The following is a 15,552-nucleotide window of genomic DNA, read 5'->3' as shown; positions in this document are numbered from 1 at the left end:
GTCAGTTCCTTCCGGCGGTCATGTGCCGCATGAGCGTTTCCTGGGTCGCATCGGCACGGTCGACCTCTGCCGTGATGCGCCCTTCGGAGATGGTGTAGATGCGGTCGGAGAGCCCGATGACCTCGGGAAGCTCCGAGGAGATGACGATGACCGCCTTCCCCTGCGCCGCGAGTTCGTTGATGATGCCGTAGATCTCGTACTTGGCCCCCACGTCGATTCCGCGCGTGGGTTCGTCCAGGATGAGCACGTCGGGTCCGGTGAACATCCACTTCGAGAGCACGACCTTCTGCTGGTTGCCTCCGGACAACCGGCCCGTGATCGCAGCGACGCTGGGCGCCTTGATGTTCATCTTGTAGCGGTACGAATCGGCGACCTTGTACTCGCGGTACCGGTCGACGACCCCGAGCCGCGCCAGTCGTGCGAGCGCGGATGCGGAGACGTTCACCTGGATGTCCCCGATCAGGTTCAGACCGTACTTCTTGCGATCCTCGGTGGCGTAGGCGATGCCGTGGCGGATCGCCGCATCCACCGTGCGCACGTCGATCCGCTCACCGTTCTTGTACACCTCGCCCGAGATGCCGGTGCCGTACATGCGACCGAACACGCTCATCGCGAGCTCGGTGCGCCCCGCGCCCATGAGACCGGCGAAGCCGACGATCTCTCCCGCGCGCACCATGAAGGATGCGTCATCGATCACGACGCGCTCGGTGTCGACCGGGTGGTGCACGGTCCAGTGCTCGACGCGGAACAGCTCCTCGCCGATGTCGGGCTCGCGCGGGGGGAACAGGCTGTTGAGGTCGCGGCCGACCATGGCTCGGATGATGCGCCCCTCGTCCGTCTCCGGATCGTCCCGGCGCATCGTCTCGATCGTTCGGCCGTCGCGGATGATGGTGATGCGATCGGCGATGCGCAGCACCTCCTTCAGCTTGTGGCTGATGATGATGCAGGTGATGCCCTGAGCGCGCAGCTGGTCGATCAGATCGAGCAGATGGGCCGAATCGTCGTCGTTGAGCGCCGCGGTGGGCTCGTCGAGGATGAGCAGCTTCACCTCCTTGGCCAACGCCTTCGCGATCTCGACCAGCTGCTGCTTGCCGACACCGAGCTCGAAGATCTTCGTCGCGGGGTTCTCCTTGAGGCCCACCCGCGCGAGCAGAGCCGCCGCCTCCCGGTTCGTGGCATTCCAGTCGATGACGCCGCGCCGCGACTTCTCGTTGCCGAGGAAGATGTTCTCGGCGATCGAGAGGTACGGGCTCAGCGCGAGCTCCTGGTGGATGATCACGATGCCGGCCGCTTCACTGTCGTTGATCGAGCGGAACGCGACCTGCTGGCCCGAGAGCGTGATCGTGCCCTGGAAGCTGCCCGCCGGGTAGACGCCGCTCAGCACCTTCATGAGCGTGGACTTGCCCGCGCCGTTCTCGCCGCAGATCGCGTGCACCTCGCCGGGATAGACGTCGATGGAGACGTCCGACAGCGCCGGCACGCCGTTGAAGGACTTGGAGATCCCCGCCATGCGCAGGATCGGTTCGGTCATGGTGTGTCCCTTCGCCGCCCGCGGGCGACGCTCGAGCGGCGGGGCGGGTGAGACCCGCCCCGCCGCGTGGATGGATCAGAGACCGACGTCGGAGGCCTTGAGGAAGCCGGAGTCGATGAGCTTCGACTGCACGTCGTCCTTCGTGACCACCTCGGGCGTCAGCAGGAACGACGGCACGACCTTCTTGCCGTTGTCGTAGGTCTTGGTGTCGTTGACCTCGACCTCCTTGCCCTGCGTGATCTCCTGGATCATCGTGAACACGCGGTCACCGAGCGCACGCGTGTCCTTCCAGACCGTCATGGACTGCAGGCCGTCGAGGATGGCCTTCACGTTCGCCTTGTCCGCATCCTGACCGGTGATGATCGGGTAGTCCGCGCCCGCGGTGTAGCCCGCGGACTTCAGCGACGCCTCGATACCGATCGCGAGGCTGTCGTTGGGCGAGAGCACCACGTTGACCTTCTTGCCATCGCCGTAGAACGACGACAGGCGGTTGTCCATCTCGGCCTGCGCCTTGTCGGAGGCCCAGCCCTGGATGCCGATCGACGCCCACGCGTCGTCGTTCGCAGGAGCCTTGCCGCTGGGAACGACCAGCTGGCCCTTGTCGACGTACGGCTTCAGCACGTCCCACGCGCCGGCGAAGAAGAACTTCGCGTTGTTGTCGTCGGGGCTGCCGGCGAAGGGCTCAAGGTTGAACGGGCCCTTGCCGTCCTTCAGGCCCAGCTGCGTCTCGATGTACTGACCCTGGAGGGTGCCGACCTTGTAGTTGTCGAACGTGGCGTAGTAGTCGACGTTCTCGCTGCCGTTGATGAGGCGGTCGTAGGCGATGACGGTCGCGTTCTGCGCCTTCGCCTCCTCCAGCACCGGGCCGAGAGTGGAACCGTCGATGGCGGCGATCACGAGGATCTTCGCGCCGCCCGCGAGCTGGTTCTGGATCTGGCTGATCTGCTGGTCGGTCTTGTTGTCGGCGTACTGCAGATCGACGGTGCAACCGGCGTCCTTCAGCTTGGCCTGCAGCTGCTCGCCGTCATTGATCCAGCGCTCGAGACTGCGCGTGGGCATCGCGATGCCGACGTTGCAGTCGGTCGAGGCAGCAGCGCCGGACGGGTCGTCGCCGCCCCGCGTCGACGAACACGCGGCGAGGCTGATGGCGAGGGCACCGACCGCCACGGCCGCAAGGAGCTTCTTCTTCATGTGATGTGCGTTTCCTCTCTGAATCGCAAGGCCGATAGCGGCGCGCCCGCACTGTCGCTGCGGCGGGCTCGGGGCTTCGTCGTCCCGGCTGGTGACCGTCGGAATTATGACGGCTCCGTAAAATTAACCATCTCGGCCAATTTTGTCCAGAGGTGCAACATAATCCGTTGGGAGCGATCCCTTCCACCGCGGGTGAAGAGCACGCACGCGCGAGTGAGCGCCCCTTCATCGAGCGAGCATCCGATGTTGTGCTCACTCGACGAACGGGTGCTCGCTCGGCAATGGGCGCGTCGCAGCTACCGGCTACTGGTTGCGGAAGGCGTCGTCGAAGGAGGCGGTGGGTGTGGGCCAGAGCAGGCTCCGAACGAAGCCGACGGCCTGGGCGGCGCCGTGGAGGCGGTCCATGCCGGCGTCTTCCCATTCGATCGAGATCGGCCCGGTGTAGCCGATGGCCTCGAGCGCGCGGAAGGAGTCCTCCCAGGGAACGTCACCGTGACCGGTGGACACGAAGTCCCACCCCCGGCGAGGATCCCCCCACGGCAGGTGCGAACCCAACACCCCCGCACGCCCGTTACGCGGCCGCATCCTGGTGTCCTTGCAGTCCACGTGATAGATCCGGTCCTGGAAGTCCCAGATGAACCCGACCGGATCGATGTTCTGCCACATCATGTGCGACGGATCCCAGTTGAACCCGAACGCCCCCCGGTGATCGATCGCCTCCAGCGCCCGCACGGAACTCCAATAGTCGTACGCGATCTCCCCCGGATGCACCTCGTGCGCGAAACGGACCCCCTCCGCGTCGAACACGTCCAGGATCGGATTCCACCGCGCCGCGAAATCCTCGAAACCCGCCTCGATCACGGACGCGGGAACCGGAGGGAACATCGCCACATACGGCCAGATCGACGACCCCGTGAAACCCACCACCGTGTCCACACCGAGCTTGCGCGCCACCCGCGCCGCCCGCGTCATATCCTCCGCCGCCCGCCGACGCACCCCCTCCGCATCACCATCACCCCACACGTACTCGCGCAAGATCGCCTCATGCCGGAAATCGATCGGCGCATCGCACACCGCCTGACCCGCGAGGTGATTCGAGATCGCGAACACCTGCAACCCGTAACGATCAAGCACCTCCCGCCGCGACGCGACATACGCATCATCCTCATCCGCACGACGCAGATCCAGATGATCACCCGACGCCGCGATCTCCAACCCGTCATACCCCCAGGAAGCGGCGAGGCGCGCGACCTCCTCGAGCGGGAGATCCGCCCACTGACCCGTGAACAAAGTGACGGGATGCGTGCTCATCGGCTCTCTCCTCCGGTGTCCGGCTTCTGTCGGCATCCTGTCACAAGTCGCCCATCCACCCGACCAATCACGGAGAAGGTGGAGCAGAACACGTGTGGTTTACTACCCCTATGACGGACGCGGGCAGAGCCCTGGGGAGCGCTCCCGCCGGTGCCGGCGACATCTTCCAGCTTCTTCTGGACGGTCACGCGCGCACCAAAGCAGACCTGGTCCATCTCACGGGCCTCGCCCGCTCGACCGTGTCGTCGCGCGTGGACGCCCTGCTGGCCTCGGGCCTGGTCTCTCCCGCCGGAGAGGCGGCGTCGACGGGCGGGCGACCCCCCTCTCGCGTCGCGTTCAACCCGCGCGCGGGTCTCGTGCTCGCGGTCGATCTGGGAGCCTCCCACGCCACGATCGCCGTCTCCGATCTGAGCGGTCGGATCCTCGCTTCGGTCACGCATCCCATGGACATCGCCAGTGGACCCGTCACCGTTCTCGACCACGTCGCCGAGCAAGGCACAGCACTGTTGCAGGATGCGACTCTCGCCGCCATCCCTCTGGCTGGCGTCGGGATCGGCGTCCCGGGTCCGGTCGAGCACTCGAGCGGTCGCCCGTACAACCCGCCGATCATGCCCGGCTGGGACCGGTTCGACATCCCCTCGTACATGCGACGCACGTTCGATGTGCCCGTCTTCGTCGACAACGACGTCAACCTCCTGGCTCTCGGCGAGCAGGCGGCGAGCTTCCCGGAGACGACCGACCTCATCTTCGTGAAGGTCGCCACGGGCATCGGCGCCGGGATCATCGCGGGGGGACGCCTCCAGCGCGGCGCCCAGGGATCCGCCGGCGACATGGGCCACGTGCGCGTGCCCCACACGACGACATCCCGCGGCCGCCGCTCCGAGGAGCTCGACCTCGAGGATCTCGCCAGTGGCAGCGCGATCGCCGCCACGCTGCGCTCCCAGGGGGTCGCGGCCGACACGAGCCAGGACGTGATCGAGCTCGTCCGCTCCGGCAACGCGGCCGCCATCGATGCCCTGCGTCAGGCCGGACGCGACGTCGGCGAGGTTCTCTCGACGGTCGTCAACCTGCTGAACCCCTCCGTCATCGTGCTCGGCGGAAGCATCGCCCGCGCCGGGGAGCACCTCCTGGCCGGCGTGCGCGAGGTGGTCTACCGGCGCTCCATACCGCTTGCGACCCAGCACCTCGCGATCGTTCAGTCGCCCACCGCCGAGCGCGCAGCGGTCCTCGGCGCCGCCATGCTCGTCGTCCGCGAGGTCCTCTCTGCCGAGAACGTCAACATCCGGGTGGCGCAGGCCGCGGAGTGAACGGCTCGCGTAAGCCCTGAGGGCCGCGCGCGTCCAGCCCTTTTCTCGAGGGGCGGCCAGCCACCAGGGTGGACAACGTGGACATCACGGATGAAGTCGGCACCTGGGTGGCGCAGCAGCGGTGGTATGCCGGAAAGAGCCATGAGCCGCGCTTCCGCGTGCTCGATGCCCAACCCGCCCCGGCCGCCACCCGCTACCTGCTGATGGACGACGCCGGCACGCTCCCGGCGCTGTACCACGTACCCGTCGGCGTCGTCTCGCACGCGACCGAGGGCGACGATGTGATCGGCCGGACGGTCGACGGGCTCCTCGTGGATGCGGCGCGCCAGAGTGCGTTCGCGATCGGCACCCTCGAAGCCATGGGCGTCGACGTGAGTCGCGTCACAGGGTCGCGGGTGCTGGCCGTCGAGCAGTCCAACACGTCGATCATCTTCGAAGAGGACGGCCGACCGTCCATCATCATGAAGCTCTTCCGCACCCTCCACCACGGGGAGAACCCCGACGTCACCGTGCAGCGGGTGCTGAGCGCCGCCGGGTCGCCGTACGTCCCCCGGTTCTACGGCAGCCTGGATGCCGAGTGGCCGGACGTGGGGCGCGAATCCGGAGTGGCTCGTGGCACGCTCGCCTTCGCGCAGGAGTTCCTCCGCGGCGTGCGCGACGGCTGGTCGGTGGCTCTGGAGGCGGCGCGTGAGGGACGAGACTTCACCGAGGCCGCTCGCGACCTGGGGACGGCGGTCGCCGGGGTGCACGGCGCTCTCGGTGCGACCCTCGGCGCATCCGCTCCCGACCCGGCTGCGGTCGCGGCCATGGGCATCGCCTGGCGGCGTCGACTCCGGATCGCGGCGGCGGAGGTCCCGGCCGTCGCCGATCGTCTCGCGGCGATCGAGGAGGTCTACCGCTCCGCTCTCGAGCGGCCATGGCCTCTCCTGCAGCGCATCCACGGGGACCTGCATCTCGGCCAGGTGCTCGCCGTCCCGCACGGCGGCTGGCGACTCGTCGACTTCGAGGGAGAGCCGCTGCGTCCGATGACGGAGCGGGCGATCCCCGATCTCCCGCCGCGCGACGTCGCGGGCATGTTGCGCTCCTTCGACTACGCAGGAGCCGTCGGCGAGGCACCCGACGCTGCGGCGTGGTCCGCGGCGTGCCGCGGCGCGTTCCTCGATGCGTATGCGAACGCTCCGGGTGCGGTGGCGCTGGATCCTGTCCTGCTGCGTGCCCTCGTGCTCGACAAAGCGGTCTACGAATCGATCTACGAGGCGCGCAACCGCCCGGATTGGCTGCCCGTTCCGCTCGCCGGTATCGACCAGGCGCTGGCCGGCTGATTCAGTCGGCCTCCGGCTCCGGCTCCGGTGCGCGCAGCATCAGGAACCGCGCGCCGTAAGCCGGCAGCGACACCGAGAAGCTCTGCAGGTCATCGACGCGCCCCGCATCCTCCCCCGTGGCGGCGTCGGTCACGTCGCTCTGCGGCAGGAGGTGCTCGGAGCGCACGGTCCCGACGATCGGCTCTCCGGAGAAGTTCAGCACGGTCACCTGCATCGGCGCGCCGGCGGCCGCATCCCCGTTGTCGAGACGGTGCACGAGGACGAGCATGGCCGCGTGCGCCACCTCCGGCACGTCCACCTGGGTCGCCGTCGCGATGCCCGACTCCCGGCGGAGATCGAGGATGCCGGCGAGGCGGCTCGCGAACGAATCGGGGTCGTCGAGCTGGGCGGGCAACGGGCCGTAGAGCGCGCGGCCGCGCGGCATCCCCGCCGCCGACCGCGTGGCGGCGGGATCCGCGTCGAGCAGGTCGTGCGCACCCCGTTCGATCCAGCGCGTGTCACCGGCGGAGATGAGGTCGGCGACCTCGTCGGCGGGGACCGTCAGCATCCCGACCAGATCCCAGCCGGAGAGGGCGAAGACGCCGGGTTGCCAGGCGTTGTACGCGCACAGGAGCAGGTGGGCGTCGCGGATGACCGGCACGTGCTCGTCGCGGACGTCGTCGAGACGCTCGATGCCCTGCGTCGCCGCGATCAGCGACGCCGTCGTGCAGGCGATCCCGTTCTGCGTGAAGACGCGGTTGTAGTCCGCGCCGCCCGTCAGGTGTTCGGTGAGTTCGGCGCGCACGAGTTCCGCGAGCTCACCGCCCGAGACCTCGTGTCCGCGGAATCGGTAGAGATCATCGGCGTGACGGGTCGCCCAGTGCACCAGTTCGTAGGTGAGCTCGTCGTGATTCTGGAGCCCGTGCACCAGTTGCACCGGCGCGACCCCCAGCTCGAGCGACGAGGTCAGAGCGAGCCGCAGGAACTCGGTCTGACCCGTGGCGAGCGCGTGGTGGTAGCCGGGCCGCCCGATGAAGTCGTACGAGAGGTCCGCACCGACGGCTCCGGTGTCGCGGATGTCCTCGATCGTCAGGTTCAGCTCCTGGAAGGTGAAGCCGCCGACCTTTCGCACCATGCCCGCGATGATGTGGTTCGCGGCGTGCGAGAGCGGGTGCCCCTCGGACCATGCGGGCAGCCCCTCCGCGCTCTTCTCCACGCCGAGGAACCCGTTGGCGTCGAGGCGCAGCGCGCTCGTGCCGAGCTCTCCGAGCGAGTGCAGGGCGTCGCCGATCACCAGCCGCATCCCGGCGAACGTCGGATCCAGCCAGTTGATCGAGGGCTGGCCCTGCTTGAAGTAGTGCAGATAGACCCAGCGTCGAGTGGCGCCGTCGGGGCCGATGACAGGTGCTGTGGCGCTCCAGTTCGTCTCCTTCACCCCCGGCGTGTAGAAGATCACGCGCTGAAGGGCTCCGATGATGTATCCACGCTCGGCGAGCTCATGCTCGGTCGCGGGATCGAGGTTCACGCTGTCGACGCCGTCGGGCACATCCGGCAGCAGCGACCAGTCCTCGCGCGGGATCTCGACCATGTGATAGATGCCCGGGTAGTCCTTGAAGCCCATCTCCGCCAGGCGGAAATCGGCCCCCTTGCCGGTGTGACCGGGAACGATGTCGTCGATGACGCTGCCGCCGTACGCGTCGGCGACGTCGCAGAGCGTGCGGAACTCGTCCTCGGTTCCGAAGGCGGGGTCGATCGCCGTGCTGATGCGGTCGAAGTGACCGTCGACGCTCGGGGTCTCTCCCCATCCCGCGATGCCGCCGGCGCGCTTGACGGGCCCGGTGTGGATGGCCGTGATCCCGATGCGCTCGAAGACCGCCCACAGCTCCTCGTCACCGAGGGCGGCGAGGAAGGACTGCCCTGGGCGGGTGATGAGGGAGATCGGATAGGCCGTGAACCATACGTCGCTCGTGGCGATCGCCCGGCGCGCGTCGGGGCGGGCGTACGGGTTGCGCCACATCGCGGGCTGGCCGGACAGCTGCCGCGCGAGGACATCGGCGTCCTTGAGCATCGACTGCCGCACGAGCCACTCGACGTAGGACGGATTCGTGCCGTTGGCGGTGCGCGGGTCGGTGCGGATGCGGCGCACGCTCCCGCCTCGGAACTGGTCGCGCGGGCGGAGCCGCCGCGGTCGCGCCGGATACCGCTGTTCGTCGTAGCTGATCTCGGGCGCCTCGAGCTCGCCCTCGCCCGCTTCCGCGGCCATCTTGGGCAGGTCGATGGGGCCGGTGTAGAGATCTTCGGGCCGGTGGTCGTCGCGCGCCATTCCTCCACGGTAGAGATTCCGTCCGCTCGCCACGAGCACTGGCGCGTATCGCGCAGAACAACTATGGATGCGCGCTCGCATGGATTCCGTCTGCGCGGACGATCGGCACCCCCGCCCGGAGTAGACCGGGGACATGACACTCACGTCGCTCTTGCCCACCCTCCGCCAGAGTCTCCCCGCCCCGCTCGAGGAGACCGCCTGGCCCGCCGGCACCCACGCATCCCCCCGCGATGTCGTCATCTCGGGGGTGTCGATGCTGCGACTGGCCGAGATCTGCACCACGCCGTGCGTCTACTCCGGTGCCGCCGTCATCCCGTTCTCGGGTGGGACAGCGTCACCCCTCGAGACGATGACGGTAGTCGTCTCGACAGTGACGGGCGTCGACGCCACCGGGGCCTGTCTCGACGCGTGCTTCGATCTGCATCGGCCGATGTGGAGCGAATCACGTCTGCTGGGCCGCGTCTCCCACGCGCGAGAGATCCCGCTGGATCTGCACGGCGTAGACGGCGAGAGCACGCGCGTCCGCCTCCCCGGCGACCTTCACCCGGGCGATGTGCTCGCCGTACCGTGCGCCGACTGTTTCAGCGTCGGCGACGTGCGTGCCGACCGGGAGCGGTGAAGCGGATGCTGTTCGCGACCATCGTGCATTCCCGGCGCTGCGCGCTCATGGCGGCAACGGCCGAGCGTTCCGATGACGCTACGCCGACGCCTCCATCGCCTCCGGAGGCCGCTGGGTCTCGGCCACCCCGACCGGCAGGCGAAGGGTGAAGGACGCCCCCTCCGCCACCTCGTCGGCCGTGAGCGAGCCGCCGAGCGCGGCGGCGAGGGTCCGACTCACCGCGAGCCCGATCCCCGTTCCCGGCACGGCGCTCTCGCGTGCGGCGGAGGTGCGGTAGAAGCGGTCGAAGATGCGCTCCAGATCCCTCCTGTCGATATGCGACCCGGTGTTCGCGACGGTGAACCAGACACCCTCCTGGTCTTCGGAGGCGACGACGCGCACCTCGTCGCCCTCGTGCGAGTACTTGACCGCATTCGAGACGAGATTGCCGAGGATGGCTACCAACGCCGCGCGATCCGACCGCACGGCCGCATCCGTCTCCACCTCCACCGTGACCGTGCGCGACGCGAGCTCGGGCAGCGCACACGGGTCGACGACCTCATCCACGACCGAGCGCAGCGGGATATCCATCATCTCCAGGCGCGCCGACGAATGGAGGCCGTCGAGAAAACGGTTCGACAGCGCGAGCAGCCGGTCGGCATTACGGGCGATGACATCGACGTGCGCCCGCGACTGCATCGGCAGCGGTTCGGACAGGAGGAGATCCGCGTATCCGATGATCGCATTCAGAGGAGCGCGGAGTTCGTGCGACAGGGTGGCCAGGGCGTCTTCCCTCTCGCGCCCGCGGCGCAGTTGGTCGGTGATGTCCTGGGCGACGATCATCGTCCCCAGGCTCGACCCGTCCGTGGCCTTCAGGCGCAGAGCCGTGGAGATCAGGGCGACCTGGTTGCCGGGTGGGCCGATCCACAACAGCTCCCCTTCGACGGCCTCCCCGCGGATCGCCCGCTGAAGCGCCTGCTCGGCGGCGGGAACGGGGGTCACACGATCGGCGGCGTACATGTGCGCGCAGACACCCGTCGACGGATTCAGCTCCGCGAGCTCGGCGAACGCGCGCGACCGGCGGTTCGTGATCAGGGCGCGCTTGTTCTCGTCCAGCACGACGACGCCGATGTCTGCCGTCTCGGCATAGCTGCGCAGAACCGCACCGAGGCGCTCGATCTGCTTCCCGCTCACGCTCTCGCGTTCGCGCGCGTCGCTCAGGAGCGCCTGAAAGTTCCGATTCGTCTCCACGAGCATGCGGGCGACGACGACGAAGACCGGCATGACGATGGCGAAGAGGAGCACACTCGCCCAGTTGGCCGGGGTGAGAGGCACCCGCGTGAGCAGCGGCGGCGCGAGGATCGCGACGTAGACGCCCACGAGCGCCGCAGCAGCTCCCCGCCTGCCGCCGATGGTCGCGAGCCACACGGCGGGGAAGGCGGCGAGCGCGGCGATCGCGCGGACGTCGTTGTACATGGACAGCGCCAGCAGGATGGCGGCCACGAGATCCGCTCCGGCGATCGCCGACTGCCGGGAGAAGGGCCACCGCTCGAACGGCAGCGCAAGCGAGATGACGGTCGCGGCGGCGACCAGCAGGTAGCCGATGATCGTCAGCAGCGGCTGCTCGGGCATGACCCCCAGAATCGCCGTGACGACGGCGAGGAGAACGAACGTCGCCAGAATCGCCGATTGGGTCTGCGCGAAGAGAAACAGCCTCGCACGCCATGCCGAAGTGCTATCGGAAGCCACCCCTCCTCCGATCTCTCCATCCCCACAACGGAACGCTTCCGTCCCCACGACGGAACGATTGACAGTAGCGCGCGAGGGGTTATCGGCGCGTCGCCCTTCTCGCACGTTCGGTGAGGGTGTATGAGTCCCGCCCACCCCCGTGCCCGACTTGCGTTGCATCTGCGCACCCGCGCCACTTCGCCGCATCCGCCACAGACATCGCCTGGTGCACCTGCGCAGAACTGTGGCGGATGCGGGAGGGCTCGCGAGACCGAGCGCGGGGCGGGCTGACGTCGCCGACGATCACGCGAACCGCCCAGACGTGTCGAGCGCAGTCTCGTCAGGTGTCCGGCGGCCGGATGCGGGAACTCGGCTTGACTCGCCGCGAGGCCGCCGTCACCGCCGGCGGACACCGCGCGAAACGGAGACAGCCATGAGCAGCACGCCCGCCTTCGACCCGTCCGATTTCCTGATCGTTCCCGCCAAGACCTTCGAGCAGCTCGAGGTCGGCGACATCTTCCGCGCCCCCAGCCGCACGCTCACCGATGCCCACGCGTCGGCGTTTCAGGCGGTGTCGGCCGACAACCACCCGATCCACTACGACGAGGAGTACGCCCGAGCGCACGGACACAGCGCACCGGTGGTTCACGGCCTGCAGGTCCTGGCCTTCACCGCACCCGGCGCGACGCTCTTCCCGCACTACATCGGCGACATCTTCATCGCGTTCACGAGTGTGAGCGCGCGCTTCCTGGGCGAGGTGCACGCGGGCGACACGCTCTACCCGCAGCTGGAGATCACTGATCTGTCCGAGGTCGACGGCGCGGGGCAGGTCACGACGCGCGCCACCGTCCACAACCAGCGTGGCGAGCTCGTGCTCGACGGAGCGCACACCTACCTGCTGACCCTCGCCGACTCGTGAGAGCACCGCGGTGCAGCTGAGGCGCGCACCGTGCGCGCCTCAGCTGCACCCGAAGGTTCAGTCCGCCGGTACGAGATCGAAACGCTGCGATGATCCGTGGAGCGTCGTCACCGGCGACTCGTTCGGGGCCGGTTCCGGAACGACGTAGAGTCCCGTCGGTCCGTTCGCCGTGTACGCCAAGGCTTCCAGCCACGCCCGGTTCAGAGCGGGCTCGCGCGTGCCGAAGAACTTGAACTGCACGTTGGCGTTCGGGTGCAGCCAGACGGAGGTGCGCCCGCTGCCGAGGCTCACGTCGTCTTTCCACGTGAGCGCGAACGATTCGTTGCGGCGCAGCTTGGTGAAGATCACCTGCTGGAGATGAGCGAGGGTGCGGTCTTCGAACTCCGCCTTCGTGTACTGGTCGTAGATCAGCTTTCCCATGATGGGCTCCGGCCTGCCCACGCGAAGTGAGCGACGATCAGCCGTTTGACGATGGTTCAGACCTGAGAAATCGACACGCTCCGAGCGGGCGGTTGACGTGCCACGATCCTCCCCTTGGCTCCGGCGCGCAACCCCTCATGCCGATACGGGGTTACGTCAGGAGCGAAACGGCTCCGCGACCTCCCAGTCAGGGCCCACGGCGATCAGGACGTCGGCCATCGCGTCCGCCCAGTTGTCTGCGTCGACCTCGACGCCGTGACCGTAGCGCTCGCCCGCGATCGGCTCGATCAGTTGCACAGGAACGACGAACTGCATCCCCCGTTTCTAGGCGAACGCGCCGTGATCCGCTCAGTGCCTTGACGATGACGGCATCATCTCCTATGGGCGATGTCGTCATTCCGCAAGGGCTCCACGCGTCCTGCGCATCACCAGGGTGACCAGGAGCGCATCGACCACGATCCACGCTGTCCAGCAGAGCGCCATGTACGACCAGTAGTCCGCCGTGCTCGCCTCTGAGAGCGGCGCCATGAAGTTGTACTGCACCATCTGGAAGAGGTTGTTGAACAGCGCGTGTGCGAACACCGCCGGCCAGACGCTGCCCGAGAGATAGCGCAGCGCACTGACCAGAACGGCGGCGAGGAGCAGATCGACGGTCTTCGACACGACGTCACGCCCCGCGAGTTCGCCGGCATAGGCGTACGCGAGCGTGAGGGGAAGATGCCACAGCGCCCACAGCGCCGCGATCAGGCCTGTGGTGAACGCGAACCCCTTCGGGGCGAGAAGCGTGGTGAGGTATCCGCGCCAGGCCAGTTCCTCACCCGCAACGGGAATCATGAAGATCAGCGAGACGGGCAGCGTCAACAGGACGGCGAGAGCGGCGCCGTCCGCCCAGCGCAGCTCGATGAACCCCGCGGCGCCGGCTACCAGGACCGGCACGACGCAGACCGCCACGAGCGCGGCGAGCGCGAGCAGCAACGTGCGGATGACGGCGGGTCCTCTGCCGCGCAGTCTCACGGCCGTCGCGGATGCCATGGTCCAGGAATGTCCGTCGGGAACGACCGCCGAGCGGTGACGTCTGCGGTAGATGCCGTGCAGGAGCAGGACGGCGGCGAACGGTACCCACTGCAGCAAGGGCGTCGACCAGGTCAGATACGCCGGGTCGGCGCCGGCGAACACGGGCAGCGTGGCGACCGCGACCGCGCCCATCACGATGACGGCGAATGCGGCGACGAAGGGCAGGATGCGGGGGCGTCGGGAACCGGCGCATGCCGGGCGTCGAGGGGTCACGCGTCGACGCTAGGAGAGCTGCAGCGCCGCCGGACACCGGGGAAGCCGCAACGCCGGGCGCGGAAAACCCGAAACACGAGCGGCGAAGGGTCGCCGGCGCACGTCGCGTAGAATGATGGACGGCGCGTCGGGAAGTCTGGTCGACACATCTGTCGAACGACCCCCGAGGAGCCTCATGTCGCAAGACCCGTCGATTCGCGCGCCGCGCTGGCCGGGATCAGCCGAGGTTCAGCGCGTCACCCGCCTGCTGCGAAAAGAGGCGGTGGGAGGCGCACTGCTGGTGATCGCGGCAGCGGCCGCCATCATCTGGGCGAACTCCCCCGCATCCGAGGCCTACTTCGCCTTGCGCGACTTCCGGTTCGGGTACGAGCCGTGGCATCTGGAACTCAGTGTCGGCGCATGGGCCGCCGACGGCCTGCTGGCGATCTTCTTCTTCATGGTGGGACTGGAGCTCAAACGGGAGATCGTCGTCGGCGACCTGAGGCGATTCAGCACGGCGATCGTGCCGATCACCGCTGCCGTGGGCGGCGTGGTCGTCCCGGCGCTCATCTACGTGGGCATCGTCTGGACGCAGCCGTCGCTCCTGGAGGGTTGGGCGATTCCGACCGCCACCGATATCGCCTTCGCAGTGGCGATCCTCGCGCTCGTGGGCTCTCATCTGCCGGGGCCCCTTCGGATCTTCCTTCTGACCCTCGCCGTGGTGGACGACCTCATCGCGATCGGGATCATCGCCGTGTTCTACACCAGCGACATCCAGGTGGTCCCCCTGGTCATCTTCGTGGCGTTGGTCGTGGTCTACGGCATCATCGCGCAGCGCGGCCGCGCCTTCTTCGCTCGGCACCCGTCCGCGGCGTGGCTCATCCTGCTGCCGATCGGATTCGTCGCCTGGGCGTTCCTGCATGCGTCGGGGGTGCACGCCACGATCGCCGGCGTGGCGCTGGCGTTCACGATTCCGGTTCGCGCATCTCGGCGCGGCGAGGGCGATGCGAGCGATCTTGCCGAGAGCTTCGAGCATCGCTTCCGGCCGCTGTCCGCCGGCTTCGCGGTGCCCGTCTTCGCCTTCTTCGCCGCCGGGGTCGCCGTGGGCGGCTGGGAGGGCCTCGTGCGCGCCGCCACCGACCCTGTGACCATCGGAGTCGCCGCGGGGCTGGTCCTCGGTAAGCCGTTGGGGATCCTCCTGGGCGTGCGCCTGCTGACCCTCGTCACCCGCGTGCGCCTGAACCCCGCTCTCCGCTGGATCGATCTGATGGGTGTCGGACTCCTGGCCGGCATCGGATTCACCGTCTCGCTGCTCATCGCGGAGCTCAGCTTCGCCGATGGCTCCCCTCACAACGCCGACGCGAAGATCGCCATCATGGTGGCCTCCGTGCTCGCGTCGGTGCTCGCCGCATCCGTTCTGATCGCTCGGAACCGCCGCTACGCCCAGCTCGCCCGGCAGGAGCAGATCGATGTGGACGCGAACGACGTGCCGGATGTCTACGAGCAGCCGGTGCGCACCAAGCGCGGTGGGGACGGGTAGACCGGATCGCCTCGTCGACCTGTACCCACGCGGAGCTCGAGCGCGTCAGTGACCTCGACACGGCGTCGGCTTCCTGCGCTGGGAGGACATCAGCACCCAGGACATCGCCCAAGCTGC

At 68.2% G+C, this 15,552-nt stretch carries 13 protein-coding genes; 5 read left to right on the top strand and 8 right to left on the bottom strand.

The window, feature by feature from the left end; genetic code table 11:
- Position 1 precedes the first annotated feature (1 nt).
- The 3 genes from mmsA to QE374_RS10830 form a co-directional block, all read right to left on the bottom strand.
- Positions 2 to 1,531: a multiple monosaccharide ABC transporter ATP-binding protein gene (gene mmsA / locus QE374_RS10840; RefSeq protein WP_137418165.1), complete on the bottom strand. Its 1,530-nt coding sequence runs from the start codon at positions 1,529 to 1,531 to the stop codon at positions 2 to 4.
- Between the two features lie 75 nt (positions 1,532 to 1,606).
- Positions 1,607 to 2,722 carry a multiple monosaccharide ABC transporter substrate-binding protein gene (gene chvE / locus QE374_RS10835; RefSeq protein ID WP_309734771.1) on the bottom strand — a complete coding sequence of 372 codons (1,116 nt, stop codon included), beginning with the start codon at positions 2,720 to 2,722 and terminating at the stop codon, positions 1,607 to 1,609.
- Between the two features lie 303 nt (positions 2,723 to 3,025).
- Entirely contained in the window at positions 3,026 to 4,033 is a 1,008-nt protein-coding gene (locus QE374_RS10830) for a sugar phosphate isomerase/epimerase family protein (RefSeq protein ID WP_309734769.1), read from the bottom strand.
- Between the two features lie 110 nt (positions 4,034 to 4,143).
- On the opposite strand from QE374_RS10830, the gene QE374_RS10825 reads away from it, so the two are divergent.
- On the top strand, positions 4,144 to 5,340 hold the full coding sequence (locus QE374_RS10825) for an ROK family protein (RefSeq protein WP_309734767.1): 1,197 nt from the start codon (positions 4,144 to 4,146) through the stop codon (positions 5,338 to 5,340).
- Between the two features lie 77 nt (positions 5,341 to 5,417).
- Positions 5,418 to 6,662, top strand: a complete 1,245-nt coding sequence (locus QE374_RS10820; RefSeq protein ID WP_309734765.1) for a maltokinase N-terminal cap-like domain-containing protein — start codon at positions 5,418 to 5,420, stop codon at positions 6,660 to 6,662.
- Position 6,663: 1 nt separating this feature from the next.
- Here the strand turns inward: QE374_RS10820 and treS are convergent, their stop codons facing one another.
- Positions 6,664 to 8,964, bottom strand: coding sequence for a maltose alpha-D-glucosyltransferase (gene treS, locus QE374_RS10815; RefSeq protein ID WP_309734764.1), 2,301 nt, complete (start codon positions 8,962 to 8,964; stop codon positions 6,664 to 6,666).
- 133 nt (positions 8,965 to 9,097) lie between these two features.
- Between treS and QE374_RS10810 the strand changes: the two genes are divergently transcribed.
- The gene (locus QE374_RS10810; protein ID WP_309734761.1) at positions 9,098 to 9,583 is read left to right on the top strand and encodes a hypothetical protein; all 486 of its coding nucleotides are present in this window, start codon (positions 9,098 to 9,100) and stop codon (positions 9,581 to 9,583) included.
- 78 nt (positions 9,584 to 9,661) lie between these two features.
- Here the strand turns inward: QE374_RS10810 and QE374_RS10805 are convergent, their stop codons facing one another.
- Positions 9,662 to 11,194 carry an ATP-binding protein gene (locus QE374_RS10805; RefSeq protein ID WP_309734759.1) on the bottom strand — a complete coding sequence of 511 codons (1,533 nt, stop codon included), beginning with the start codon at positions 11,192 to 11,194 and terminating at the stop codon, positions 9,662 to 9,664.
- A 529-nt stretch (positions 11,195 to 11,723) separates the two neighbouring features.
- On the opposite strand from QE374_RS10805, the gene QE374_RS10800 reads away from it, so the two are divergent.
- The gene (locus QE374_RS10800; RefSeq protein ID WP_309734757.1) at positions 11,724 to 12,209 is read left to right on the top strand and encodes a MaoC family dehydratase; all 486 of its coding nucleotides are present in this window, start codon (positions 11,724 to 11,726) and stop codon (positions 12,207 to 12,209) included.
- A 57-nt stretch (positions 12,210 to 12,266) separates the two neighbouring features.
- Here QE374_RS10800 and QE374_RS10795 read toward each other — a convergent pair whose 3' ends face one another.
- From QE374_RS10795 to QE374_RS10785, 3 genes are all read right to left on the bottom strand, one after another.
- The gene (locus QE374_RS10795) at positions 12,267 to 12,629 is read right to left on the bottom strand and encodes an ATP-dependent DNA ligase (RefSeq protein ID WP_309734755.1); all 363 of its coding nucleotides are present in this window, start codon (positions 12,627 to 12,629) and stop codon (positions 12,267 to 12,269) included.
- Between the two features lie 156 nt (positions 12,630 to 12,785).
- A complete protein-coding gene (locus QE374_RS10790; protein WP_309734753.1) occupies positions 12,786 to 12,944 on the bottom strand; it encodes a hypothetical protein in 159 nt (52 codons plus the stop codon).
- A gap of 78 nt (positions 12,945 to 13,022) precedes the next feature.
- A complete protein-coding gene (locus tag QE374_RS10785; protein ID WP_309734751.1) occupies positions 13,023 to 13,916 on the bottom strand; it encodes a CPBP family intramembrane glutamic endopeptidase in 894 nt (297 codons plus the stop codon).
- 175 nt (positions 13,917 to 14,091) lie between these two features.
- Here QE374_RS10785 and nhaA point away from each other — a divergent pair, with 175 nt between their 5' ends.
- Complete coding sequence (gene nhaA / locus QE374_RS10780) at positions 14,092 to 15,435, top strand: Na+/H+ antiporter NhaA (RefSeq protein ID WP_309734749.1); 1,344 nt, start codon at positions 14,092 to 14,094, stop codon at positions 15,433 to 15,435.
- Positions 15,436 to 15,552: the final 117 nt, after the last annotated feature.

The sequence above is a fragment of the Microbacterium sp. SORGH_AS_0428 genome, assembly GCF_031453615.1.
Classification (GTDB): domain Bacteria; phylum Actinomycetota; class Actinomycetes; order Actinomycetales; family Microbacteriaceae; genus Microbacterium.
This window is presented reverse-complemented; position numbering and strand designations above follow the sequence as displayed.

What these genes read in the sequence shown, in the direction of transcription:
- mmsA (WP_137418165.1), bottom strand. Translation starts at nt 1,531, where the DNA reads ATGACCGAACCGATCCTGCGCATGGCGGGGATCTCCAAGTCCTTCAAC.
- chvE (WP_309734771.1), bottom strand. Translation starts at nt 2,722, where the DNA reads ATGAAGAAGAAGCTCCTTGCGGCCGTGGCGGTCGGTGCCCTCGCCATC.
- QE374_RS10830 (WP_309734769.1), bottom strand. Translation starts at nt 4,033, where the DNA reads ATGAGCACGCATCCCGTCACTTTGTTCACGGGTCAGTGGGCGGATCTC.
- QE374_RS10825 (WP_309734767.1), top strand. Translation starts at nt 4,144, where the DNA reads ATGACGGACGCGGGCAGAGCCCTGGGGAGCGCTCCCGCCGGTGCCGGC.
- treS (WP_309734764.1), bottom strand. Translation starts at nt 8,964, where the DNA reads ATGGCGCGCGACGACCACCGGCCCGAAGATCTCTACACCGGCCCCATC.
- QE374_RS10810 (WP_309734761.1), top strand. Translation starts at nt 9,098, where the DNA reads ATGACACTCACGTCGCTCTTGCCCACCCTCCGCCAGAGTCTCCCCGCC.
- QE374_RS10805 (WP_309734759.1), bottom strand. Translation starts at nt 11,194, where the DNA reads ATGCCCGAGCAGCCGCTGCTGACGATCATCGGCTACCTGCTGGTCGCC.
- QE374_RS10800 (WP_309734757.1), top strand. Translation starts at nt 11,724, where the DNA reads ATGAGCAGCACGCCCGCCTTCGACCCGTCCGATTTCCTGATCGTTCCC.
- QE374_RS10795 (WP_309734755.1), bottom strand. Translation starts at nt 12,629, where the DNA reads ATGGGAAAGCTGATCTACGACCAGTACACGAAGGCGGAGTTCGAAGAC.
- QE374_RS10790 (WP_309734753.1), bottom strand. Translation starts at nt 12,944, where the DNA reads ATGCAGTTCGTCGTTCCTGTGCAACTGATCGAGCCGATCGCGGGCGAG.
- nhaA (WP_309734749.1), top strand. Translation starts at nt 14,092, where the DNA reads ATGTCGCAAGACCCGTCGATTCGCGCGCCGCGCTGGCCGGGATCAGCC.